The sequence below is a fragment of the Bacillus sp. JJ1562 genome, from assembly GCF_036962705.1.
Lineage (GTDB): Bacteria > Bacillota > Bacilli > Bacillales > Bacillaceae_L > Ferdinandcohnia.
On the sequence record NZ_JBALOQ010000025.1, the window covers coordinates 13143 to 36323 of the forward strand.

Genomic DNA, 23181 nt, shown 5'->3' on the forward strand with positions numbered 1-23181 from the left:
AGACAATCTACGTCTTCTTAGCCCGGATTTACGGATAATAATCAATGCATTCAATGGAAGGGAGGCTCCAAACCATGTTAAATAAAATAAAATCAGACAATCTTAATGCATTTATTCTCTTCGGAATTATTTTATTAATCATTGAAATTACGTTCTTTAATGGTGGGATCCTTTTCTCATTTATCATCTCATTTGGATGTATTTATATTGGTCGTAAAAAATTGCCGAAGACCTTTGGCAAAATCCTGTTTTGGTTTGGTTGGATTAGTTTAGCCCTGACGATTTTAGGTATGATGACAGTAAAATTTTTAATACTTGCTGCACTCATTTATCTGCTCATTCATTTTTTTCAATCTAAGAAAAACCCTAATTATATAAAACCGGAAATAAAAGAAGTGCAAAAATCATCCACACAGGAACCGATTTTAAAGCGTCAGCCATTGTTTGGTAACAACATTTTTGGTCAACAAAAAACACCAGAATATGTGTATGAATGGAATGATGTGAACATTCAATCGGGAATTGGCGATACAATTATTGATTTGAGCTACACGGTTCTTCCTAAGTGTGAATCCATTATTTTCATTCGAAATGTGATTGGAAATGTTCAGGTCTTTGTTCCCTATGAAGTCGAAGTGAAGGTGCATCACTCCGTCCTATACGGTGCATCAACGATTTTTGAAAATCATGATGCAAAAACAATGAATCAAACACTTCATTATCAAACTGAACAATATGATTTAGCTGAACATAAGCTTAAAATAGTAACCACAGTGGGCGTTGGAGACCTTGAGGTGAAACGAGCATGAGTACCATAAGAAGACAAATTATTGTTGGTCTTTGTGTCTCGGTGTTTTTATTTGTCTTGTGCCATGTCATTGTATTTATGGCATTTCCATTAGCTAATTGGGCTGCTCTTTGGCAAACAGAACTGATGGATTTACCCTATATCATTCTAGCCTTAAGCCTTAGCTTAATAGGCGGACTTGTTTTTGGTATGATATCGGGAGTGTTAAGGAGTAAACAACTGGTTTCCGTATCAGATGCAATCTATCAGATTGAGATGGGAAGGCCGCTTCCGGAGATTCCTGAAAACCAATCGGCTGAAATCACCACGATCTGGGATCGGATAAAAAAAGTTCAAACCCATATTGCAGAACAAACAAAGCTATCCCAAAAACTTGCGAATGAAAAAGCAGAGGATCAAGAAAAGCGCATTCAAAAAATTGTTTCTGATGAGCGCAATCGTTTAGCACGTGAGCTCCATGATTCCGTTAGTCAACAGCTTTTTGCAGCATCCATGATGATGTCTGCCATTAATGAGTCACAGTCACGTACGAATGAACGTGAGGCAAAACAGTTTAAGCTTGTTGAGGAAATGATTCATCAATCCCAACTTGAAATGCGTGCGTTATTGCTTCATTTGCGACCAGTCGCATTAAAAGGAAAAACGCTTCAGGAAGGTATCGGGGAATTATTAGTTGAACTTGTGCAAAAAGTACCAGTCACCATTGAAACGAAAATTGAGGACTTTCAAATTGATAAAGGGGTCGAGGATCACTTATTCCGCATCCTACAAGAGTCAGTTTCAAACACCCTCCGTCATTCGAAAGCAAATCAGTTAGAAGTCCTGTTAATTAAAAGAGATAATTTTGTTATTTTACGTATTGTTGATGATGGAATTGGATTTGACGTCGAACAAGCGAAGACAGGCTCTTATGGGCTCCAGAATATGTATGAACGTGCAGTTGAAATTGGTGGCACGATGAGAATCGTGAGTATTAAAGAAAAAGGAACGCGGATTGAAGTGAAAGTACCAATGCTAGAGGGTGGAGAAAATGATTAAAGTACTATTTGTCGATGATCATGAAATGGTAAGGATAGGGGTTTCTTCCTACTTATCAGCACAGCCAGATATTGAAGTTGTTGGAGAAGCAGACGACGGGAAAGTAGCAGTTGAACTCGCATTAGAACTTCGGCCTGATATAATTTTAATGGACCTTGTGATGAAGGAAATGGACGGTATTGAAGCAACAAAGAAAATCATCGACCGCTGGCCAGAAGCAAAAATCATCATCGTAACAAGCTTTATTGATGACGAGAAGGTATATCCAGCGCTTGAAGCGGGCGCAACAAGCTATATGCTGAAAACCTCAAAAGCAAGTGAAATCGCTGAAGCTGTTCGTAAAACGTTTCATGGACAATCGGTATTAGAGCCAGAGGTTACAGGGAAAATGATGGTCCGTATGAGACAAAAAGATACTCAACTACCGCATGAAGAACTAACAAACCGAGAAATGGAAATTTTACTTCTCATTGCTGACGGGAAAACAAATCAAGAAATCGCTGATGAACTATTTATCGCCTTGAAGACGGTAAAAGTACACGTAAGCAACATATTAAGTAAGCTAGAGGTCCAGGATCGTACCCAGGCAGTCATTTACGCATTTAAACATTCTCTTGTAAAATAATACAAAAAAATATAAAATTCGACAAAAAAGGCACAGAATACTACCTGTGCTTTTTATTTTTTGTTAATATATAAATAGAATATAAGACTTTATCCTTCATATAGGTAAAAAGAACTATATGAAAATTACCATATTTTATATGGTTAAGGAATATATTTATATCATACTTACTATTCAGTTTGTAGGACGGATGGTTTATAATGATAAAGTCGATAATTGACGAAATACGTCTGTGACTTTTGTCCCTTTTTTGTAATAAAAGAAGGACTTTTGCATATATATCTAGAAATATAAGAGAAAATGGAGAAAAAGAGATGCAGAAAATGGATAAAAAATCGGTATTTTTATATGAGGAAAAAAGGACTGTAACTTGGTTTAGTACATTATTTTTTATTATTCTAATTGGCTATGATATCTTTTTTTACTTTATATATCCAAGTTATGTACCAGGAATGCCTTCTGGGTTTCCAAGTAAGTTTGCCTATGTAATGTATACCCTGATCTTACTTTTGATTCCCTTATTAATTATTATTAATAGGAAAAACAAGCAATACTTAACCAAGTATTATTTTTTCTTTACTTATACAATCCTAAGTTTTATCAATGAACTTATAACGTATTGGGATAAACCTGAATTATTCTCAAGCGGTAATGCAGTAGAAGTTTTCTTAGTATTGTTTTCTCCAATTTTTGTGAATAAAAGGTATTTCTGGACAGTTGCAATAGGCTTGATTATAAAATACTTACTACTAGGCGGACTACTCGCAAATACACTAGTCGCTTTTCCTATTGTTTTAACAATTGTAATTGCAATAATAGCTTATATTTTCTTAAATAGATTTCAGAGCTATATCACTGCTTTAAGCACATCTTATGATCAACAAATGGAGGGGATTGTAAAAGGTGTTATTGCAGCCCTTGAACTAAAGGACCCATATACTAGAGGTCATAGTGAGCGAGTTGCAAAATATGCAATGATATTAGCAAAAGAATTGGGAGTTTTCTCAAAAAATGAATTGAAATCCTTCAACTATGCCTGTCTATTACATGATATTGGTAAGGTAAATATTCCAGATTCAATTTTAATGAAGCCTGCAAAATTAACAAATGAAGAATATGAGGTTATCAAAACACATCCAGTTGTAGGGGTAGAGGCAGTAAAAAGTGTAGAAGGCCTTGGTTCAAGCTTAAGTATTATAAGATCACATCACGAGAGATGGGATGGAAAAGGCTATCCAGAACAACTTAAGGGAAATGATATTCCATTAAATGCTCGGATTACCGCAATAGCAGATGCGTTTGATGCAATGACTTCATCACGTTCATATCGAGGAGCATTGCCTGTAGAAGAGGCATATAACCGTATCCTTCAAGGAGAGGGCACCCAATTTGATCCAAACCTTGTGGAATTATTTATAAAAGTCTATCCACAATGGATTGATATTCAAAAAGAATCATAGAATAGAAAAAATATAAAAATAGGAGGTGAAAATAATGAAAATCAAAAAGCTAAATAAAATTAAAGCTACATGCTGGTGGTGTGGATTTGTTCCTGGTGGTCCAAAATATTAATAAAAAAGAGGATGCTTAAAAATAAACTAAAGCATCCTTTTATTATGAATAAAAAGGGTAGGTGTGAAGATTGCAATTAACTATTGAATCTATTTTAAGTTTACATGAGTTAGAGATTCGGAAAGATAATAAACAGTATATTATTGAAGATTTGGTAACTCATGAATTCTATGAAATGCCAGTAGTCTGTATAGATGCAATAGAGTTAATTAATAACGGTTTATCGCTTGGTGAAATAGAACACCTACTCGTGAAGAAATATCCAAATGAAGAAGTGGATTTAATAGACTTTGGCCAACAATTATTAGATTTAGATTTGGTAGAAATGGTTGATGGAAATAAAGTAAGTGTAGAAAAGGCAGGTACTCATGAAGAATTAGGGCTTAAATGGATTTCGCCAAAAATAGGACAGATCTTCTTTAATCGGTTTACTCGCTTTTTCTATCCATTACTTTTATTAGTGAATATTATATTTTTTATAAGTCATACGGATCTTTTTCCGCGATATCAGGATTTATTTGTTTTTGATACGATGATGTTTAATATTCTTTTGTATGCAGGATTATCAATCGTTTTAATCTTTATTCACGAAAGCGGCCATATTTTGGCGATTCGCTCGTTTGATCTACCTACTCGATTACAAATTGGCAATCGATTGTTTTTTGTTGTATTCGAAACAGATCTTACGCAAGCATGGAGGCTTTCTTCAAAGGATCGAAACCTGTTGTTTCTAGCGGGAATCTATTTTGATAGTGTCATTCTTTTTCTAGCATTGATTATAAAAATGACTAATCCATTTACGGTTGGGACAATGGATGGAATTTTAGGCTTAATAACGTTTGATATTGTCATACGAATTATTTATCAGTGCTGTATTTACATGAAGACAGACCTTTATTATGTATTTGAAAATAGTACTGGTAATTATAATTTGATGGAAAGTGGAATTGAATTTATCAAGGGTCTTGTTGCAAAAAAACAATCAGAACTTAAAAATAGAGTGATTGTTTTCTATTCCTTTTTCTTTTTGATTGGAATTTTATTGACCTTCTCAATGTTTGGCTTTTATTATATACCTCAATTAGTATATATGATGAAGAATGTGCTTCCTGGGTTTACTGAATCCGTGTCAACCCTTCAATTTTGGGATGCTGTCGTTTTTTGTACACAGTTTTTGATTATGTTTTTATTACTTTTCTTTTCATTGACGAAAAAATACGGAAATAGGAAAAATTATAGGACTATATACTCAGGTGGGGAAAATAATATATAATAAAACACATAATGCATCTACTAAGTGAGGAAAAATATGACTTACCTAAATGATGGCTCTCTTCTTATGCATGAAGAGAAGAAAGCTTTACGTCTATATTTACTATTGTTTTATAGTGTTTTAGTTATTTATGATTTTATCTATTATTATTTATATCCAATTATTATCCATGCAAAGACTGGGCTTCCTACTATATTGGGCTTTTGGACTTATTTCATCATGATTATCCTTATTCCTTTTTCTTATTATTTGAAGAGAATTGATAAACCATATGTCATAAAATACATGTATGTCATGACATATTATATGGTAACAACATTTGATGACATTATTACCTTCATGGGGACTTCAATTGAATCCTATCAAAATGGTAATGTGGCCGAAATTGCCCTTTTGCTATTTGCTCCAATCTTTATAAATAATAGATTCTTTTTGACAGTTACAATTGGGATCATACTGAAATATAGTTTGATTGGCCTTTTATTAGGAAATGGTATAATGATGTTGTTTCCAATCTTGCTTATTTGTGTATTTGCACTTATAGCCTACATCCTCTTAACCCGTTTCAACTCATTCACGAAGGCTTTGACGAAAACGCATGAGGAGCTTCGGAATAAGGAGAAGCTTGCGTTTGTAGGGCAAATGGCGACGACTATTGGGCATGAGATTCGCAATCCGTTGGCGTCATTAAAAGGGTTTACCCAGCTTCAACGGGAAAAGCATAAAGAGGATGACCTGCAGTATTCAATAATGGAGCAAGAAATCGATCGTATTGATTCAATCTTGAATGATTTACTTGTTATCGGTAAGCCGAGGCAAATAAATGTGGCGCATTGCAATTTAAAGGAATTACTTGGATATGTCATTTCGATAATTGAGAAATCTGAACAAGGGAAAAATATTGAGGTTGATCTGAAAATGGATGAGTCTTTTCCACCCATTGAGTGTGACGAGAAACAAATGAAGCAAGTGTTCTTAAATCTCATTAAAAATGGGTTTGAGTCCATGCCTGAGGGCGGAAAACTAACGATTGAAGGTAGCCAAATTGCTGATAATAAAGTGTCCATTCGGATTTGCGATGATGGATGTGGAATTCCTATAGATGTACAAGAAAAGCTGTTTCAGCCATTTTTTACAACAAAAGACTATGGAACAGGGCTAGGTCTTATGGTGTCTAGAAAAATCATTGAAGACCATCATGGAAAAATTAATCTCGAAAGTAAAGAAGGAAATGGAACAAAAGTAGAAATTATATTACCAATTGCCCAATAAGCCAACTCAAAGGGAGTTGGCTTATTTTTGAGGAAACAAAAAAACAGGCGACATAGACCTGTTTTACGATTAAGGATTATTTCATACCAGCCTCTGTTCTCTCGGCGCCTTTATTTTTAATCCAAATCTTGATGTGCGTTAGGATGGAAAATGCAAAAAAGAAATTCATAGCGAGCACGCTTACTAACAGATGTATATCTCCAAAATAAATGCCAGTGTACCCTTTTAACTTGATCACAACAAAGCCTTCAAAGAGCAACAAAAAGACACTCAAAAATGCAGCCACCCCTGTGCGAATCATGAACTAATCCCCCTCTATTGATTTTCCGATGTTTATGTATGTCAACAATTTGTGGATAATTTGTGAACTTAATTAAAATTATACACCATTTTCTCAATGTACGTAAGATGAAAGCGCTAAAAATTGTATACTTTAAAAAAGGAAAAAATAGGTTGCCTTCATGAAAGTGGTATACTATAATCAAAATTACGTCTTTTGTCGGAATAATTTGTTCTTTTTACCGTGGATTGCAGCAAATTCATGGTTTTTCTACGTTAAATGGAGGTGGTTGGATGACGGAGGAGAAGCATCCGGAGTTTGAGGTGGAAGCAGAGCGGTTAGATTTTACGAAAAAGTATATGGATATTGTCATTCAGGCTTCAGAGTCAACTGAAGAAAACTTTCGGGAAAACTTGAAGGGAGCTTTGGATGGTGCTGACTTCAAAGATAGTAGTTTGAGCTATCTAAATATGTTAACGAATTCAACCTTGCTAAGAAGGACCAATGAAGAGGTACGAAGCCTTAAGAGAAACCGTCCCAAACCTTATTTTGCTCGGATTAATTTTAAACGAGAAGAAACAGGAAATGAGGAGATTCTCTACTTTGGAAAGGTATCTCTCTTTGATAAGGAAACCCAGCAGCCAATCATTGTCGATTGGCGCTCACCTGTTGCGAACCTTTATTATGATGGTCGCCTTGGGGATGTCTCATACGAAGCTGAGGGTGAGGAATTTGAGGGGTATTTATCCTTAAAGCGTCAGTTCATCATTGAAGAGGGGAAGCTTGAGGAAATTCGGGATGTTGATTTAACAACTACAGATGAGCTTCTCCAGAAATCTTTATCTGAAAGTGCAAGCAATCGGCTAACTGATATTGTTTCAACCATTCAAGAAGAGCAAAACAACATCATCCGTGCTGATCTTAACAAGCCAATTATTGTTCAGGGTGCAGCGGGAAGTGGAAAAACCACAATTGCCCTGCATCGAATCTCGTATTTTATCTACACCTATGCAGAATATTTTTCACCTGATCAACTGATGATTCTCGCACCAAACCGACTTTTCATTGATTATATTTCAGAAGTGCTCCCAGAGCTGGGTGTTGATCATATACTGCAGACAACCTATGTTGATTTTGTGAAAAAATGCCTCGGAAAACCGTTTAAGCTCACAAAGTCAGATGGTAAGCTGCTTGGATTTATCCATGACGAGTTCAAAAATCCTGATATGATTAAGTGGATTTCAGCATTCAAAGGCTCACTCGAATACCGGGATATGCTGGAGCATTATGTTGATGATATTTTAAGCTCATTGCTGCCACAGGAGGACTTCTTTGTCTCGAAATTTAAACTTTACAAAGCGAGAGATATCCATCATTTGATGACCTATGAATATCGTTATCTTCCTTATTATAAACGGATTGATAAGGTGAAAAAGGTGCTTCAAAACACAGTCCGCTTGCAAAAGAAAAACATGATTCATAAGGTAACGAAGTTTTATGATGATAAGCTTGATAACGTGTTGTTTAAAACGAAAATTGACCCGGAAAAACGTCGTCGCTATGTGACGAAAGCCCTTGATAAAAAGGCAGCGCTTGTCGAAGAAATCACCAAGCAATCTCGTACCGCTGTTAATACTTATATAAAAAAGCTGCCGCACCATGATGTGTTCTATTATTTTCAAAAGTTTGTGTCTGAGCTTTTTCCTACTTATGCTTCCGGGTTCCTAACCGACGAGCAAATTCAATTTTTTATGGATTATCAAAAACAGCTGCAGAAATCAAAGCAATATGAGCTTGAAGATTTAGCAGGGCTCCTTTATTTGAAGGCAAGGCTGTATGGAGTGAGGAAGGAATTGAAGGCCCGCAATGTCGTCATTGATGAGGCACAGGATTATAGCTATTTTCAGTTTGCTGCACTAAAAACAGCACTTGAAACGGATATGTTCACGATTGTTGGCGATTTAGCGCAAGGAATCCATTCCTATCGAGGAATTAACAATTGGACGCCTGTACTTGATAAAATTTTTCCAAGAGCGACCTATAAAACTTTACAAAAAAGCTACCGGACTACAATTGAAATTATGAACACTGCAAATCAATTGCTCGATCTGCTAGAGTTAGATTTACCATTGGTTGAGCCCGTTGTTCGCCATGGGGAGAGGCCTGCTTTTCATCAAATTAATGGGTCGGAGAAAGAAACGGTGAATGCTATAGCAGAGGTCATCCAAAATCTTTATGATGAAAACATGAAAACAGTAGCAATAATTGGAAAGACTAATAAAGAGTGTCAGAAGTTAGCGAAAGCTTTTAAAAAATACAGTGACCTCCCAGTTCAGCTTTTAAAAGAAAATGAAGAGATAAATAAAGAAGAAGTCGTGATCGTCAGTTCGCATTTGTCAAAGGGCTTAGAATTCGATGCCGTGATTATCTATTCTAATGAGGAAAAATTTAATAACAATGAAATAGATATCAAGCTCCTGTATGTATCCATGACTCGTCCGTTGCACCGTCTCCATTTTTTCGGGACTAATCTTACCAATTTTCTACTGGATAAAGTGGATGAGGGATTATATGAAAAAACGCAAAACACGTAATATTGTGTTTTGCGTTTGTTTTTTTAGAATACTTTCGTTGTCCAAGTTTCAACATTCCACACATCTGTCACGACATCTTGATAAAATTCTGGCTCGTGGCAGATGAGAAGCATACTTCCTTTGTATTCTTTAAGGGCACGCATTAGCTCGTCTTTCGCATCGACATCAAGGTGGTTTGTCGGCTCGTCAAGAAGAAGGATGTTTGTGTCTTTGTTGATCAGCTTACAAAGACGTACCTTTGCTTTTTCCCCACCACTTAACACTTCAACCTTACTTTCAATATGCTTTGTCGTAAGACCACATTTAGCAAGTGCAGCCCGTACCTCATATTGGTTAAAGGATGGGAACTCACTCCAAATTTCTTCAATGCATGTATTATAGTTTGCTTCTTTGATCTCTTGTTCGAAATAGCCAATTTCTTGATTTTCACCAAGCTCAACTGTTCCGGAAAGTGGATTATTCATGCCTAGGATGCTTCGTAGCAAAGTCGTTTTTCCGATTCCGTTTGCTCCAACTAAGGCAATCTTTTGGCCACGTTCCATACGAAGGCTCAGTGGTTTTGAAAGTGGCTCATCATATCCAATGACAAGATCCTTCGTTTCAAAAATGAGCTTACTTGATGTTCTACCAATTCTAAAATTGAACTCTGGCTTTGGTTTTTCCTTCGCCAGCTCAATAACTTCCATTTTATCGAGTTTCTTCTGACGGGACATTGCCATGTTTCTTGTAGAAACACGTGCCTTGTTCCGGGCAACAAAGTCCTTAAGCTCAGAGATTTCTTGCTGCTGCTTTTTATAAGCAGACTCTAACTGTTGCTTTTTCACTTCATATACTTTTTGGAAGTTATCATAATCCCCAACATAGCGATTAAGCTCCTGATTTTCCATGTGATAAATGAGATTGATGACACTATTTAAAAATGAGATATCATGCGAAATCAGTATAAATGCATTTTCATACTCTTGCAGATAACGTCTTAACCAGATAATATGCTGTTCATCTAAATAGTTGGTTGGCTCGTCTAGTAAAAGAATATCTGGTTTTTCAAGTAAAAGCTTCGCAAGTAGGACCTTCGTACGCTGCCCACCACTTAAATCCTGAACATCACGTTCAAGACCGATATCCTCAAGACCCAACCCACGGGCAATTTCGTCAACCTTTGCATCAATCACATAAAAGTCATTGTTTGTAAGGGTATCCTGAATGATTCCAACATCCTCAAGCATTTTTTCAAGCTCTTCAGGAGTGGCGTCACCCATTCTTCCGTAAAGCTCATTCATTTCCGCTTCCATATCAAACAGGTATTTGAAGGCGTTGTTTAACACATCACGAATCGTCATTCCTTTTTCAAGGACAGTATGCTGATCCAGATATCCAACTCGGACATTTTTTGACCATTCAATCTTACCTGCATCAGGCTCAATCTTACCAGTGATGATATTCATGAAAGTTGATTTACCTTCACCATTTGCTCCTATCAACCCGATATGCTCACCCTTTAAAAGACGAAACGAAACATCATTAAAAATCGCACGATCACCAAAACCGTGGCTCACATTTGAAACTGTTAATATACTCATCTATTTACACCTTTTTCTGGACCAAGGGGACGGTCCCCGTGGTTCCGTGGTTTTAAGAATATTGGGACCGCGGGGACGGTTCTCATGGTTCCGCGGTTTTGAAAAAAACAAAATCAATAGGGACCAGTAGAACCGTCCCTATGGTTCACACACATATACCGATTATAAACGAGAAATCAACGGGTTGGAAAGGGTACTTTTTTAGAAGTAAAGTAAAAATTTTCTTTTCGTCAAATAATCTGCGGACTTGTCTCATATTCATATAGTATTGAAAAAATAATTAAGGGGCTCTCGTGATGAAGACATTTTTTAAAGGGACGTTGTTACTGATTATCGCGGCATTTATTGGTGAATGTGTTGAATTTTTTATCAATCTCGTTCTAGCAAAAGAACTCGGTGGGCATGGAATGGGGTTATATATGACAATCCTGCCATCCATTTTTTTAGTTGTCATTTTAGCAAGTCTTGAGCTGCCTGTATCCATCTCGAAATTTGTCGCAGAAAAAGAGGACAGGTACCACCGCAGCATGTTAAAGCACGCGACCGTTTTAGTAACGGTGTTTTCGGCTATTATTATTTCCTTAGCTTTTGTCATTTTACCGGTCATACCTTTATTCGATGAATACCATCCATTTGTAAAGTGGCTAGTCATCATATTTATCCCGATTGTTTCATTTTTATCGATTGCCAGGGGCTATTTTATGGGGATTCAATCAATGGGACGCATTGCCTTTGCGAACTTTCTACGTAAGGCCGTGCAATTAATTTTGTTAGTGTTCATTTACCAATTGCTTGAATTTGAAATTCAGACTTCGATTTTAATTGCCCTATGTACCATTGTCGCTAGTGATTTGATCGTGTTTGGATATTTAGGCTTTGAATATCTCATCCACTATCGAAAATTGGGCCAAAGACCCAATTCATCTTTAAGCGGAAAAGTGGTACGGCAAAACCTACTTGCTGTCTCTTTGCCAACGACCGGGATGCGAATATTTCATGCAATCTCTCATGCGGTTCAGCCATTTCTCATTAAAACCGCACTACTGAAAGCGGGTATGCCAGCAGGAGTGGCAACCGAGCATTTTGGATTGATGACAGGGGTGGCTTTAACAATTGGCTTTTTCCCAGCGTTCATTGCACATTCATTGCTCATTGTGTTAATTCCAACGGTGTCTGAAGCTTATGCAAAGCGGGATATGCCGATGCTGCAGAACTTGCTCCAACAGGTGATGAGGATGACATTCTTGTACGGCATCCCAGCCTGTGTGATTTTTTATTATTTCGCAGAACCGCTCACCCAGATTTTCTTTGAATCACAAGCGGCAACCGTCTATTTACAAATGCTGTGGCCTTATTTCTTGTTCCATTTCTTCTTAATTCCAATGCAGGCGTACTTAATCGGGCTTGGATTAGTGAAGGATGCATTCATCCATAATGTATGGTCAACAGTCGTATCCTTTGCTATAATGTTCACTTTAGGTTCTCTCCAAACACTGCAAATGGAAGGAATCATCATTGGCATGAACATGGGTGCCGTCTTACTTGCTTTGATGCATTATGTCACTATCTGTAGAAAAATTGGCGTCTCCGTGATTTCAACAAAGTTTTTAGGTACTCCTGCTTAATTATATTATTTGTTATTGATGTAACTTCGTGATATAATGAGCATGATTAGTGTCTAGCTGTCATTAATCACATATTTTATTGATAAATTTAACTAGTAAAATTTAAAAATACAATTTTGCAAAGATTGGTAAATGGTAGAATACGAATAAGTCTAACCATGGCCTAGCTTCTATTTATGTAGAGGTTAGGCCATTTTTTTATTGTTTTTTAGGAGGATTATGGATCGCATGTCGAGGAGCAACATTACAAAACAGGAAGAGTTAACACAGATTAGTAGCTATGTTAGTAAACTAATTAAATCTAAGTTTGGAAAAGGACCAGAAACTTGTTATACATCGATTTCCGATCAATATATTATCGTTCATATCAAAAAATTTATGACAAAAATTGAATATGAACTTGTCAGGAAAGAGGATTATACGACTGCTGGTAAGATTCGAAAAAATATCATGGTAGACCTTCTAGACCCGATACAGGAAATGTTGGAAGAAATATGTGATAAACCCATCACCCAACTATATCAGGACTGGAATTTTCAAAAAAACACGGGGGTTTTGCTCGCAGTAGTAAAAGCAGAACAGAAGGCCGAAATGGAAAATTCGCTTGAATTTATGCTGCTTCGAAACGAAATCAGTAAGCAAAGCGAATTTTATCAATATCAACCAAACGAACAGAATTTCACAAAGATTGGTGAATTGATTTATATCATAAGAAGTGCTGGCTACTTACTACCAATTGAAAGAATCCTCATCGAAAAAGGAATGCATATCCTTGAGGAAAGAGAAAATAAAATTCGAAAAAGATACGATGCAAATATATATCGATTTAACAAAATCATCAAAAAAGAAATTACTGATATTTTTATGATTTGGAATTACAAAAATGATGAAAGCTATAAAATCTTTTATTGTAAGTGAGATTGTTTTCATAATTCCCACCAAAGTTGACAAACTATAGTGTAAACATGGAAATGAAAGGGAAACGATGCTACAATAATATAGGCTGGTGAATATGAAGTCATTGGTTATTGTGGTGAATTCCTAAAAGGTGGGAATCACATGAATTTACAGGAAAAATTAAAGTACATAAGCAGTTACACAAGCAAACTACTCCGAAATAAATTTGGTAGAGGACCTGAGTCCTGTTCTGCGGTTACAGCTGATCACTTTCTAGTCCTGCACATACGTGGCTTTATCTCTCCAATGGAAGAGGTTCTTTTACAGGAGAATCAGCGTGTTCAGGTGGATCATGCAAGGGACGTTGTGATTACAAGTATTTTAGCTGAGTTAAAAGGTGTATTCCAGGTAACGCTTGATGTGGAAGTAAAGACCTTTTTTCATGATTGGAACTTTCCGAATAACACAGGTATCATTATTGCAGAGTTTAATGATCCATTAATGCCAATGGAAAAGAATGAGGAAGTTAATTTTTCACTTCTTGAATCTGAAGTCGCTCGGATCAGTCTTCTTGTCGAAAAGACGCCGGAAGCAACATTTAGTTTTCAAATTACCTCGAAGATTTTTATCGTGAAGCGTGAAGGAATCTTGGTTCCGATTGAAAAGGCGTTAATTGAAGAAGGCTTTGTGAAGGAGCTTCATTTTGCAAAGGACGATCTTGAAAAAAGCTATCTGCACCGCTATGGAAAATTTGATCAGGTTTTTCAACGAGCCGTAACGGATATATTTGTTGACTGGAACTTTCAAAATGATAACAGCTTAATTTGTTTTATTTTAAAATAAACACGGTAAATGCGAGGATGTCTTATTTGGACAAGCCTTCGTCATGGCCTAACTTCTTTATGAAGTTAGGCCTTTTTCATTAGAATTAGAGATAAAGGTTGGGGAGAAATGGGAAATAGAAGATGGAAGGTGTTAAATTTTACAGTTTTTCTATGTTGTGTGATTTTGATTTTAGGTCAATTCTTTTATGTTGAACTTATGAATCGATGGGAGCCCTTTCTCTTACTGATTGCTCTCATTGCTACAATATTATCCATTCATGAATCACGTAAAAATAGGGAGTTCCGCTTTCTCGTGGAAAATGCCCCATATGCAATTTTGCTTATGCGTAGAGAGGAAATCATCTATGTTAATGATACGGGGAAATATCTAATTGGAGCGGATGATGGGAGATCAGTTATTGGGCATCAACTGGATGACTTTATACAATCCGATTCTGAAAAATCAACTAGAAAAATTGAAAAAGGACATAAATTTAAAAGGATTACGGAGGGGATAATTGACCACCCTACATTGGGCGAGATAGATGTAGAAATTAAAATGATGCCGATTACGTATCAAGGAGAAAGTTTCCAATATATAGTAGTCCGTGACATAACTGAGTTGAAAAAGGGTCAGGAACTTATTCAACAAACGGATAAGCTTTCAATGGTGGGAGAGATGGCAGCAGGCATCGCCCACGAAATTCGGAATCCACTTACAAGCTTAAAGGGATTTGCTCAGCTTTTGCAGGATGAAAAAGCTAACGCCTATTCCGAAATTATGGTGTCTGAAATAGATCGGATAAATAGGATTGTCGACGAGATGCTATTGCTTGCAAAGCCGAAGAAACTGCAATTGCGACAGCAAAGTATCACAAATGTGCTAAATGAGGTTGTGTTTTTGTTAGACACCCAAGCAATTCTTCATAATATCCGAATTAAGACAGCCTATCATGATGATCTGAAAGACGCGCTCATCAATTGTGAGGAAAATAAGCTGAAGCAGGTTTTCATCAATATTTTGAAAAATAGCATTGAAGCAATAGAAGATGGGGGACTCATCGATATTTCACTGTATCCTAAAGGTGGTAATGCGATGATTCGGATTGCCGACAATGGTTCCGGGATACCGGCTGACAAGCTACCGAGGATTGGCAAGGCGTTCTTTACCACAAAGGAAAAAGGAACCGGACTCGGTCTAATGATATGCCAAACCATCATCCAAGAACACGGTGGCCAAATGACAATTGATAGTGTCGAAAACCAAGGAACAACAGTGGAAATTCTGTTGCCTATTAAAGAAGAAGGTCTTCATTTGGGATGAAGTCCTTTTTGTTTTGGAATGAAGTAGGAAAAGTTCTTCATCGGGGTTATGAAGGACCGAATGGAGCCGGAGTTCGTACGTAAAGTCTTTCATTGGTGTTATGAGGTACCGAAAAAAAGGTGAGAATAAAGAATTTCGGTCTTCATCAGGGTTATGAAGACCGAAAAAGAAGTAGAAATAATGGAAATCGTTCTTCATTTTATCGCTGAAGACCGAAGCTCACCTCCATAATAAAGTTCAGGCCTTCATCAAAAAGATGAAGACCTGAACCCAAGACACATATTTAAGATAAGTGTTTCATCCAACCTACTCACCATCTTCAACAGTAGGCTTCACCACTTTTAACCCACTATCCTGACCATTCTCGGCGATATGCTTTAATATCGATAGCTTGTTGTTCCAGAACTGGTCGAAATACGCAAGCCATTCATGTAGCTCCGAAAAAGATTCAGGCTGGAGGCTATAGCGTTTTTCTCTTCCCACTTTTTTGCCGCTCACTAAATTCGCCTCTGAAAGAATGTGAAGATGCTTGGTCACAGCCGTCCGGCTCATTGAAAAATGGCTTGTGATTTCCGAAATAGGCAATTCCTTTTTTGACAGGAGGCGCAGCACCTCTCTCCGGGTTGGATCAGCAATTGCTTGGAACACATCATATTTTTGAGCAGACTCACTCACTCGTTTGTCGCCACCCGACGAAGCTTTTGTACGATGCCTGCCCAACCGCCATTCATTGTTTCACGAATCTCAGCAGCTGAACGCTGAGCTTTTCCAACGATTTCTTCAGAATCCTTCCAGCCACCATGAATGAGGGTAAACTCTGTATTGCCGTCAATTTCTTTTAATAGAAACTCTACATACCAGCCCTCTGTGTCCCAAGAAAAAGTTAGGCGATGTGGTGGCTCAACCTCTAGAACCTTACACGGAGAAGGTCCAAATGGAGATTGAATATGAAATTCGTGTCCTTCCTCTGCTACTAAATCATTTGGCATAAACCACGATCCGATTGCCTCGCCTTTCGACACAAGTTCCCATACTTTTTGAATCGGTGCTTCAATTAATACAGTTTGTTTTATATCAGGTACAGTTGCCATAAATCATTCTCCTTTTGAGGTTAAAATAAAACCTTTTGGTTTCGTATTTTGATTATATATAACCAAAAGGTGTTATGTCAAGAAGGGTATATTACAATAGTATGTTCATTTTGAAAAAAGAACTGATGGATAATTGTGGGAGTTATGTAAGCAAGATTCTTAAGGTCAAATATTGAAAGTGACAAAAAATAGGAGTATGCTAGATTATGTAATTAAAATTTAACTATTTTACAATATTAATTGAGGGGGAATTACCCTATGGATATGCCAACTATTCTTGGACTAGCTATCTCATCAGGTGCGACAATCGCATTATTAAAAATCATTGCAATTGATATTATTTTATCTGGAGACAATGCTGTTGTAATCGCGATGGCAACTAGAAACCTTCCAAAAGAACAGCAAAATAGAGCAATCTTTTGGGGAACAGCAGGTGCTGTTATTTTACGTATTTTATTTGCCGCTATCATTGTTTACTTATTAAAAATTCCGTTTGTGAATGTAATTGGTGGAGCATTGCTTCTTTTCATCGCCTATAAAGTATTGGTTGAAGAAGAAGGTGATGCACATGTGAAATCTTCAACTGGCATAATGTCAGCGATTGGTACAATTATTATGGCGGATGCGGTAATGAGTCTTGATAATGTTGTTGCCGTTGCAGGTGCTGCAGACGGGCACATTGGCATGATTGCACTTGGAGTTCTAATAAGTATTCCAATTATGATCTTTGGTTCTAAATTCATTGTAAAAGCAATGAACAAATATGCTTGGATTGCTTATGTCGGAGCAGGTATTCTTGCTTGGACTGCAGGAGAAATGGTATTGAAGGATGAAGGATTTACAAACTTCCTTCATATTGAACATGGACCAGTAACATACTTAATCGCAGCTGTTTTAACCATTCTTGTATTAGGAATTGGATATCTTAAAAACAAAAAAATTGCAGCGAAAAAAGAAGAATTACAACATACTGCATAATGAATAGAACCACAGGGACGGTCCCTGTGGTTCCTTTTTATATTAGAACTGGTACCAGGGACCAGGAGAACCGTCCCCTTGGTCCCTTTGGTGAATCATAGTATAATTTATTGGTGGAGGTGATTTGATATATGAAAAAGACGTATTTTGTTTGGCTATCAATTTATTGTGTTGTTTCGGTATTTGCCTTCTTAGAATTTCCTCTAGGTTCAAACGTAGTAAGATTAGCAGGTATATGTTTATTGTTTATCATCTTGTTTATTACTCCTCTTTTTATAGGAAAACCGATCGTACTTACCGTTTTGTTTTCTATACAACTACTTACAACAATTGTCATCTTCTACCCCATAGACTCTGAACTAAATCCGTATCTATTTTTATTTCACGCTTTGATTTTAGCTGAGGCTTTCTTTTATCTAGGCCGTGCACAGAGTTTGATTGTGATGTTCGTTCAACTCGGATGTGCTACGTGGATTTCATTGGTGGCTGATCTTTCCTATTTCCAATTAGCGTGGTGTGGACTTTTTTATCTATTATTAGTGTTAGCATTATTGCATTATCAAAATATACATATACGAGAAATAGAAGTGCGTCAAAAGAATAATGCTTTATTAGATGAATATAGACGGATGAAAAGGCAGCTTGTGATTGAAGAAGAGCAAGCAAGGCAGGATGAGCGGAACATGATTGGTCATGAAATACATGATTCGGTTGGGCATAAACTCACAGCGTTGTTAATGCAATTAGAGGTTTTTCGTCTAACGGCAGATGAAAAGGACAAAGAAAAGATTCTAAAATTTAAAGAGCTTGCCGATCAAAGCTTAGAGGAAACAAGACGAGCTGTAAAATCCTTTAAGCAAAAAGATGTTGGTGGACTCCAAGGTGTTATTCGGTTAATTCGTAAGCTAGAAATGGAAAGCTTTATGAAAATTAATTTCTCTGTTAAACATGGGGCATTTGCTGCCCCTTTGACAGGGGAGCAGTCTTTCGCAATATATCGAGCTGTACAAGAGGCTCTAACTAATATAATGAAACATAGCTCTACAAGAGAGGCACTAGTCTTGTTTGAATCTCCTGGAGGAAGTATTTTTCGATTTGAAGTCTTAAACGAAACACCTCATAACCCTTTTTTTCAAGAAGGATACGGGTTAAAGGCGATGCGAGAACGATTGGAAAAAGTAGGAGGTTCATTAGAAATTTCTCAAGGTGAACGCCAATTTGTAGTTAGAGGAAGTTTGTTTTTAATAGAACGAGGTGGAATATGATTAAGGTATTGCTAGCAGAGGATCAGGTGATGGTGCGCCAAGGACTAAAGGCGATGATCGAAACAGCTGATGAGATTGAAGTAACAGGCGAAGCTGATAATGGCAAGAAAGCGGTCAGTCTTTGTGAAAAGCATGTTTTTGATGTGGCAATATTAGATATACGTATGCCTGAAATGGACGGGATTGAAGCTGCCAAGATTTTACGCTCTCGTTATCCTCACCTGAAAATTATCATGTTAACCACATTTGATGATAATCAATTAGTGATGGATGCTCTAAAGCTTGGTGTAAGTGGTTATATGCTAAAAAACGGAGATACTGAATCATTGATTCGTTCGATTAAAAATGCAGTTAGCGGTGGTCTTACTCTAGAGGAGCAGGTTGCTGCAAAGGTAATGCCTGTTTTGCTCCACAATCAAGAGGAGCAGTCGATTGATCCGACTTTAACCCCAAGGGAAAGAGCGATTATAAAGTGTGTGGGAGAAGGAATGAATAATAAGGAGGTAGCGGAAACACTAGGGTTATCAGTAGGGACGGTTAAGAATCAAACCAGTCATATTTTAGAAAAATTAGAACTCAGGGATCGTACACAGCTAGCGATTTATGCAATTCGCAACCGAATGGTCTGAGAAAAAGAAAAATGACGAAAGTAACAATAGATTGTTTGTAGAATGACCATTGTCAGTAGTGACTTTGGTTTTTTTGTTTTATGATGCCTTTATAAAGCAATAAACGAGATGTAAGGAGGCAAATTCATGATTGAAACAATCCGTTTAAGTAAGTCGTACAAAGGGAAGTTCGCTGTTCAAGATGTTAATTTATTTCTGAATAATGGTGAATCAGTCGGTTTGATAGGGCCGAATGGAGCAGGGAAATCTACAACAATTTCAATGATTTCAACATTAATAAAGCCTACTAGCGGAGAGATAAAGCTAAATGGTAAAAACACGATTGATCATCCAGGAGAAATTAGAAAAATACTGGGTGTTGTTCCACAAGAAATTGCACTCTATCAGGAATTGACAGCGTATGAGAATCTTAAATTTTTCGGTTCTATTTATAAAATGAAAGGAATGGAGCTTGAAAAAAGCATTCAAGAAGCATTAGAAATTGTTGGACTAGAAGATCGTCAAAAGGATCTAGTTAAGACATTTTCCGGTGGTATGAAGCGAAGAATAAACATTGCAGCAGCCTTATTGCATCGACCGAAAATCCTTATTTTAGATGAGCCAACGGTGGGGATTGATCCTCAATCGCGAAATCATATTCTAGAAACTGTTCGAATGTTAAATAAGAAAGATGGTACAACAATTCTTTACACAAGTCATTATATGGAGGAAGTTGAACAGCTTTGTGATCGATTATACATTATGGATCATGGTGAAATTATTGCAGCGGGTACAAAAGCTGAGTTACTTAGTATTTTGTCTACAGAGGATACAATCAAAGTTGTGGTAAATAGGATGGATGAATCATTTGTTGAGCATGTAAAAATGATTGAGGGGATACGTAAGGTAGAGGCGTCTAGCTTGGAAATGAAGATTATCTCGAAAAAGGGGAGCAATTTGATAAGTAAGCTCGTCCACCTTACTGAAAAACATCATATAGAATTGATCAATTTTCAAACTGAAACGCCTAGTTTGGAGGACGTATTTCTTCATTTGACAGGGCGTACGTTACGGGATTAAGGGGGATAGGGATGCTAAATTTTATAAAAAAAGATTTGTTAATATTTTGGCGTGACCGAAAAGAAATTATTTCGATACTCTTACTTCCTATCCTATTAGTAATCGTATTGAATTTTGCTTTTGCCGGTATGTTTGGAAATGATGATGAGTTGTCTATGGATTTACAGGTAGCTGTCGTCAATCAGGATGATCAGACAAAGTCTATGGAAAGATTGAAAGAAAAATTGATTACGGAATCCTCGTTCAGAGAAGAGGAAGCATTAGAGATAGTGGAGCAAGCTAGCAATTTGCAGCCTGTTCAAATGTTATTCCATTATCTTAACAGTGAGGAAGTAAAGGAATGGGTGACGGTTCATAAACTGGAGGAAGAAGAAGCGGTAAATAAAGTCGAGAAGGGCGATCTAGACGGTATTTTAGTCATACCTGAAGGGTTTACCGCTGATAGTTTATATGCGGCCTTTCGAGGAGAAACTCCGACAAAGTTCTTGAAATTTAAGATGGAAAAAGAAACGAATAACAATAGTACTTTGTACAATATCATTAATAGTTTTATTGATCATTTGAATTATCAGTTTGCGCTCCAAAAGGTTGACAGTGTAACAAAGGCAGATGTGATTCTTCCAGAAGGAGGTTTTGAGGAAGTAGGAGCGGGGGAAAGTTTCACATTAGCCCAATATTTTACGATTGCGATGGGAGCATTGTTCGCAATATTCATAGCAGCAACAGTAGCTACAAAAACAGGGGGTGAAATTAGGGAACAAGTATTCAATCGAATTTTATTAACAAATAGTAACCCAATCAACTATTTAATCGGGAAAATGGTGTCGACATTTTTCTTAGCATTGTTACAAACTACTTTCGTCATGATTTTTTCTCACTTTATCCTAGATGTGTTTCCTGATCGATCTTTTGCCTTTTGGTTGGGCACTATTGGGTTTATTACCTTACTTTCGTTGTCAATTGCTGGTTTAGCTGCCGTCTTCACCACTATTTCTCTGAGAATGAACAATATTGATGCGGCAAATGGAGTTTTCTTGTTAATTATTCTCTTGTTTGGTGTAATCGGAGGAAACTTTGTTCCTATTTATTTATTACCTGATTGGTTACAACAAATTGGTGAATGGACACCAAATGGTCTATTTATGGTTATGGTAACGGAGTGGATTCAATTTGAAGAGCTATCCGCTATAGTCATGCCGAGCCTAATATTGGTAGGGATCTTTTTACTATGTACCATGATTGGTTTAGCCTTTTTTCCGAAAAGGGGGGATGCGAAGTGAATTCAGTAGTATGGGCACAATTTGCTAAAGATAGACGAAATCCTTTAATGCTTTTATTATTTATTGCTGGAAGCATTCTCGCTACCCTATTGTTTGGTGGGGGGGTTAATACACCGACAACTGTTGCCATTTTCAGTGAGGAAGAGAATTCGACTGAAATCGAGAAAAAGTGGGAAAAGTTATTGAATGTTGATGAATCCTTTGTCTTTGAAATTATATCCCCAGATAAGGCTCGTGAAAATGTAAGAGATGGAAACACGGATGTGGCAGTAAAATTAATGGAGAATGATTATAGATTAGTCATTACAAGTAAGCTTCCGAGCGTCTATTATGTTGAACAACATGTTGAGAAAGTATTTCAACGAGAGGCTCAAATTAATGCGATTGCTAAATTAGGAAAAAATGAGAATATACGGGGTGAAATTGAGGACTATCTGGCAGATCCTCCGTTTCAAATGCAAGCTCAAGGGCTTGATAGTGAAGAAATTCCTAATTTTAACATGAGTACACAATTATTATTTGCTTTTACTTTCTTAATTTCGATGTTTATTCTTGGCTTTAAGGTTAATAATGTCACGCACGACAAGATATCTGGAATATGGGATCGAATGATTTTGTCACCGATAAGTAAAACAAGTATGTATTGTGGTTATTTATTGTACAGTTTCTTAATCACGCTGTTTCAAATTATAGTCGTACTTTTGTTATTTAAATATGTAATGAATTATGAGGTAGGGGATAATCTGTGGATAATTATTTTAATTGCTGCGGTCTTTACTTTTAGTATGATATGCGTTGCTATGTTAATTACCGGTTTTGTAAAGACTCCAGAGCAGTTTTATGCAGTATATCCTTCAGTGATTCCGCTTATACCGCTTGTTAGCGGTGCCTACATGATGCCAGGAACGATTACCAATCCTGTACTTTTATTCATTGCCGATCTTTTTCCAATGGCCCATGCCATGGAGGCAATAATGAATGTTATTTTTTATAATGCAGGGCTACAAGATGTGATGTTGTCTCTATTGCTTATGCTGTTGATCGGGATAGTAGCAATGGGAATAGGGATTAATCTGGTAGAACGCAGAAGTGCGTAGGAAGTTATAGGAAGAACCACAGGGACGGTTCCTGTGGTTCCTTATTTGATGTTAGAACAAGTACTGGGAA

General features: G+C 36.9%; 21 protein-coding genes. 17 read left to right on the forward strand and 4 right to left on the reverse strand.

Going from position 1 to position 23181, the window contains the following annotated elements; genetic code table 11:
* The first annotated feature begins 74 nt into the window (after positions 1-74).
* From liaF to V7097_RS16900, 6 genes are all read left to right on the forward strand, one after another.
* Entirely contained in the window at positions 75-809 is a 735-nt protein-coding gene (liaF, locus tag V7097_RS16875; RefSeq protein WP_335704804.1) for a cell wall-active antibiotics response protein LiaF, read from the forward strand.
* The gene (locus V7097_RS16880; protein ID WP_335704805.1) at positions 806-1846 is read left to right on the forward strand and encodes a sensor histidine kinase; all 1041 of its coding nucleotides are present in this window, start codon (positions 806-808) and stop codon (positions 1844-1846) included. The genes liaF and V7097_RS16880 overlap by 4 nt, the downstream gene beginning before the upstream one ends.
* The gene (locus V7097_RS16885; protein ID WP_335704806.1) at positions 1839-2471 is read left to right on the forward strand and encodes a response regulator transcription factor; all 633 of its coding nucleotides are present in this window, start codon (positions 1839-1841) and stop codon (positions 2469-2471) included. The genes V7097_RS16880 and V7097_RS16885 overlap by 8 nt, the downstream gene beginning before the upstream one ends.
* A gap of 314 nt (positions 2472-2785) precedes the next feature.
* Complete coding sequence (locus V7097_RS16890) at positions 2786-3931, forward strand: HD-GYP domain-containing protein (RefSeq protein ID WP_335704807.1); 1146 nt, start codon at positions 2786-2788, stop codon at positions 3929-3931.
* Positions 3932-4113: 182 nt separating this feature from the next.
* Positions 4114-5316: a hypothetical protein gene (locus tag V7097_RS16895; RefSeq protein ID WP_335704808.1), complete on the forward strand. Its 1203-nt coding sequence runs from the start codon at positions 4114-4116 to the stop codon at positions 5314-5316.
* A gap of 36 nt (positions 5317-5352) precedes the next feature.
* A complete protein-coding gene (locus V7097_RS16900; RefSeq protein WP_335704809.1) occupies positions 5353-6588 on the forward strand; it encodes an ATP-binding protein in 1236 nt (411 codons plus the stop codon).
* Positions 6589-6664: 76 nt separating this feature from the next.
* Here V7097_RS16900 and V7097_RS16905 read toward each other — a convergent pair whose 3' ends face one another.
* Positions 6665-6889, reverse strand: a complete 225-nt coding sequence (locus V7097_RS16905; protein WP_335704810.1) for a hypothetical protein — start codon at positions 6887-6889, stop codon at positions 6665-6667.
* A gap of 272 nt (positions 6890-7161) precedes the next feature.
* Between V7097_RS16905 and helD the strand changes: the two genes are divergently transcribed.
* Positions 7162-9462 carry an RNA polymerase recycling motor HelD gene (gene helD, locus V7097_RS16910; RefSeq protein ID WP_335704811.1) on the forward strand — a complete coding sequence of 767 codons (2301 nt, stop codon included), beginning with the start codon at positions 7162-7164 and terminating at the stop codon, positions 9460-9462.
* Positions 9463-9485: 23 nt separating this feature from the next.
* Here helD and V7097_RS16915 read toward each other — a convergent pair whose 3' ends face one another.
* Positions 9486-11042 (reverse strand): ABC-F family ATP-binding cassette domain-containing protein, encoded by a 1557-nt coding sequence (locus V7097_RS16915; protein WP_335704812.1) that lies wholly within the window; start codon positions 11040-11042, stop codon positions 9486-9488.
* A gap of 296 nt (positions 11043-11338) precedes the next feature.
* On the opposite strand from V7097_RS16915, the gene V7097_RS16920 reads away from it, so the two are divergent.
* The 4 genes from V7097_RS16920 (at position 11339) to V7097_RS16935 (ending at position 15712) form a co-directional block, all read left to right on the forward strand.
* Complete coding sequence (locus V7097_RS16920; protein WP_335704813.1) at positions 11339-12667, forward strand: polysaccharide biosynthesis protein; 1329 nt, start codon at positions 11339-11341, stop codon at positions 12665-12667.
* Positions 12668-12895: 228 nt separating this feature from the next.
* On the forward strand, positions 12896-13585 hold the full coding sequence (locus V7097_RS16925) for a Na-translocating system protein MpsC family protein (protein WP_335704814.1): 690 nt from the start codon (positions 12896-12898) through the stop codon (positions 13583-13585).
* Between the two features lie 141 nt (positions 13586-13726).
* A complete protein-coding gene (locus tag V7097_RS16930; RefSeq protein ID WP_335704815.1) occupies positions 13727-14407 on the forward strand; it encodes a Na-translocating system protein MpsC family protein in 681 nt (226 codons plus the stop codon).
* 108 nt (positions 14408-14515) lie between these two features.
* On the forward strand, positions 14516-15712 hold the full coding sequence (locus V7097_RS16935; protein WP_335704816.1) for an ATP-binding protein: 1197 nt from the start codon (positions 14516-14518) through the stop codon (positions 15710-15712).
* A 306-nt stretch (positions 15713-16018) separates the two neighbouring features.
* Here the strand turns inward: V7097_RS16935 and V7097_RS16940 are convergent, their stop codons facing one another.
* Both V7097_RS16940 and V7097_RS16945 read right to left on the reverse strand, forming a co-directional pair.
* Positions 16019-16387, reverse strand: a complete 369-nt coding sequence (locus V7097_RS16940) for an ArsR/SmtB family transcription factor (protein ID WP_335704817.1) — start codon at positions 16385-16387, stop codon at positions 16019-16021.
* Positions 16384-16803: an SRPBCC family protein gene (locus tag V7097_RS16945; RefSeq protein WP_335704818.1), complete on the reverse strand. Its 420-nt coding sequence runs from the start codon at positions 16801-16803 to the stop codon at positions 16384-16386. The genes V7097_RS16940 and V7097_RS16945 overlap by 4 nt, the downstream gene beginning before the upstream one ends.
* A 258-nt stretch (positions 16804-17061) precedes the next feature.
* Here V7097_RS16945 and V7097_RS16950 point away from each other — a divergent pair, with 258 nt between their 5' ends.
* The 6 genes from V7097_RS16950 (at position 17062) to V7097_RS16975 (ending at position 23111) form a co-directional block, all read left to right on the forward strand.
* Positions 17062-17781: a TerC family protein gene (locus tag V7097_RS16950; RefSeq protein WP_335704819.1), complete on the forward strand. Its 720-nt coding sequence runs from the start codon at positions 17062-17064 to the stop codon at positions 17779-17781.
* 131 nt (positions 17782-17912) lie between these two features.
* Positions 17913-19046 carry a sensor histidine kinase gene (locus tag V7097_RS16955; RefSeq protein ID WP_335704820.1) on the forward strand — a complete coding sequence of 378 codons (1134 nt, stop codon included), beginning with the start codon at positions 17913-17915 and terminating at the stop codon, positions 19044-19046.
* The gene (locus tag V7097_RS16960; RefSeq protein WP_335704821.1) at positions 19043-19675 is read left to right on the forward strand and encodes a response regulator transcription factor; all 633 of its coding nucleotides are present in this window, start codon (positions 19043-19045) and stop codon (positions 19673-19675) included. The genes V7097_RS16955 and V7097_RS16960 overlap by 4 nt, the downstream gene beginning before the upstream one ends.
* A 126-nt stretch (positions 19676-19801) precedes the next feature.
* Positions 19802-20734: an ABC transporter ATP-binding protein gene (locus tag V7097_RS16965; RefSeq protein WP_335704822.1), complete on the forward strand. Its 933-nt coding sequence runs from the start codon at positions 19802-19804 to the stop codon at positions 20732-20734.
* An 11-nt stretch (positions 20735-20745) separates the two neighbouring features.
* The gene (locus tag V7097_RS16970; RefSeq protein ID WP_335704823.1) at positions 20746-22014 is read left to right on the forward strand and encodes an ABC transporter permease; all 1269 of its coding nucleotides are present in this window, start codon (positions 20746-20748) and stop codon (positions 22012-22014) included.
* Positions 22011-23111: an ABC transporter permease gene (locus V7097_RS16975; RefSeq protein WP_335704824.1), complete on the forward strand. Its 1101-nt coding sequence runs from the start codon at positions 22011-22013 to the stop codon at positions 23109-23111. Before V7097_RS16970 ends, V7097_RS16975 begins: the two co-directional genes overlap by 4 nt.
* Positions 23112-23181: the final 70 nt, after the last annotated feature.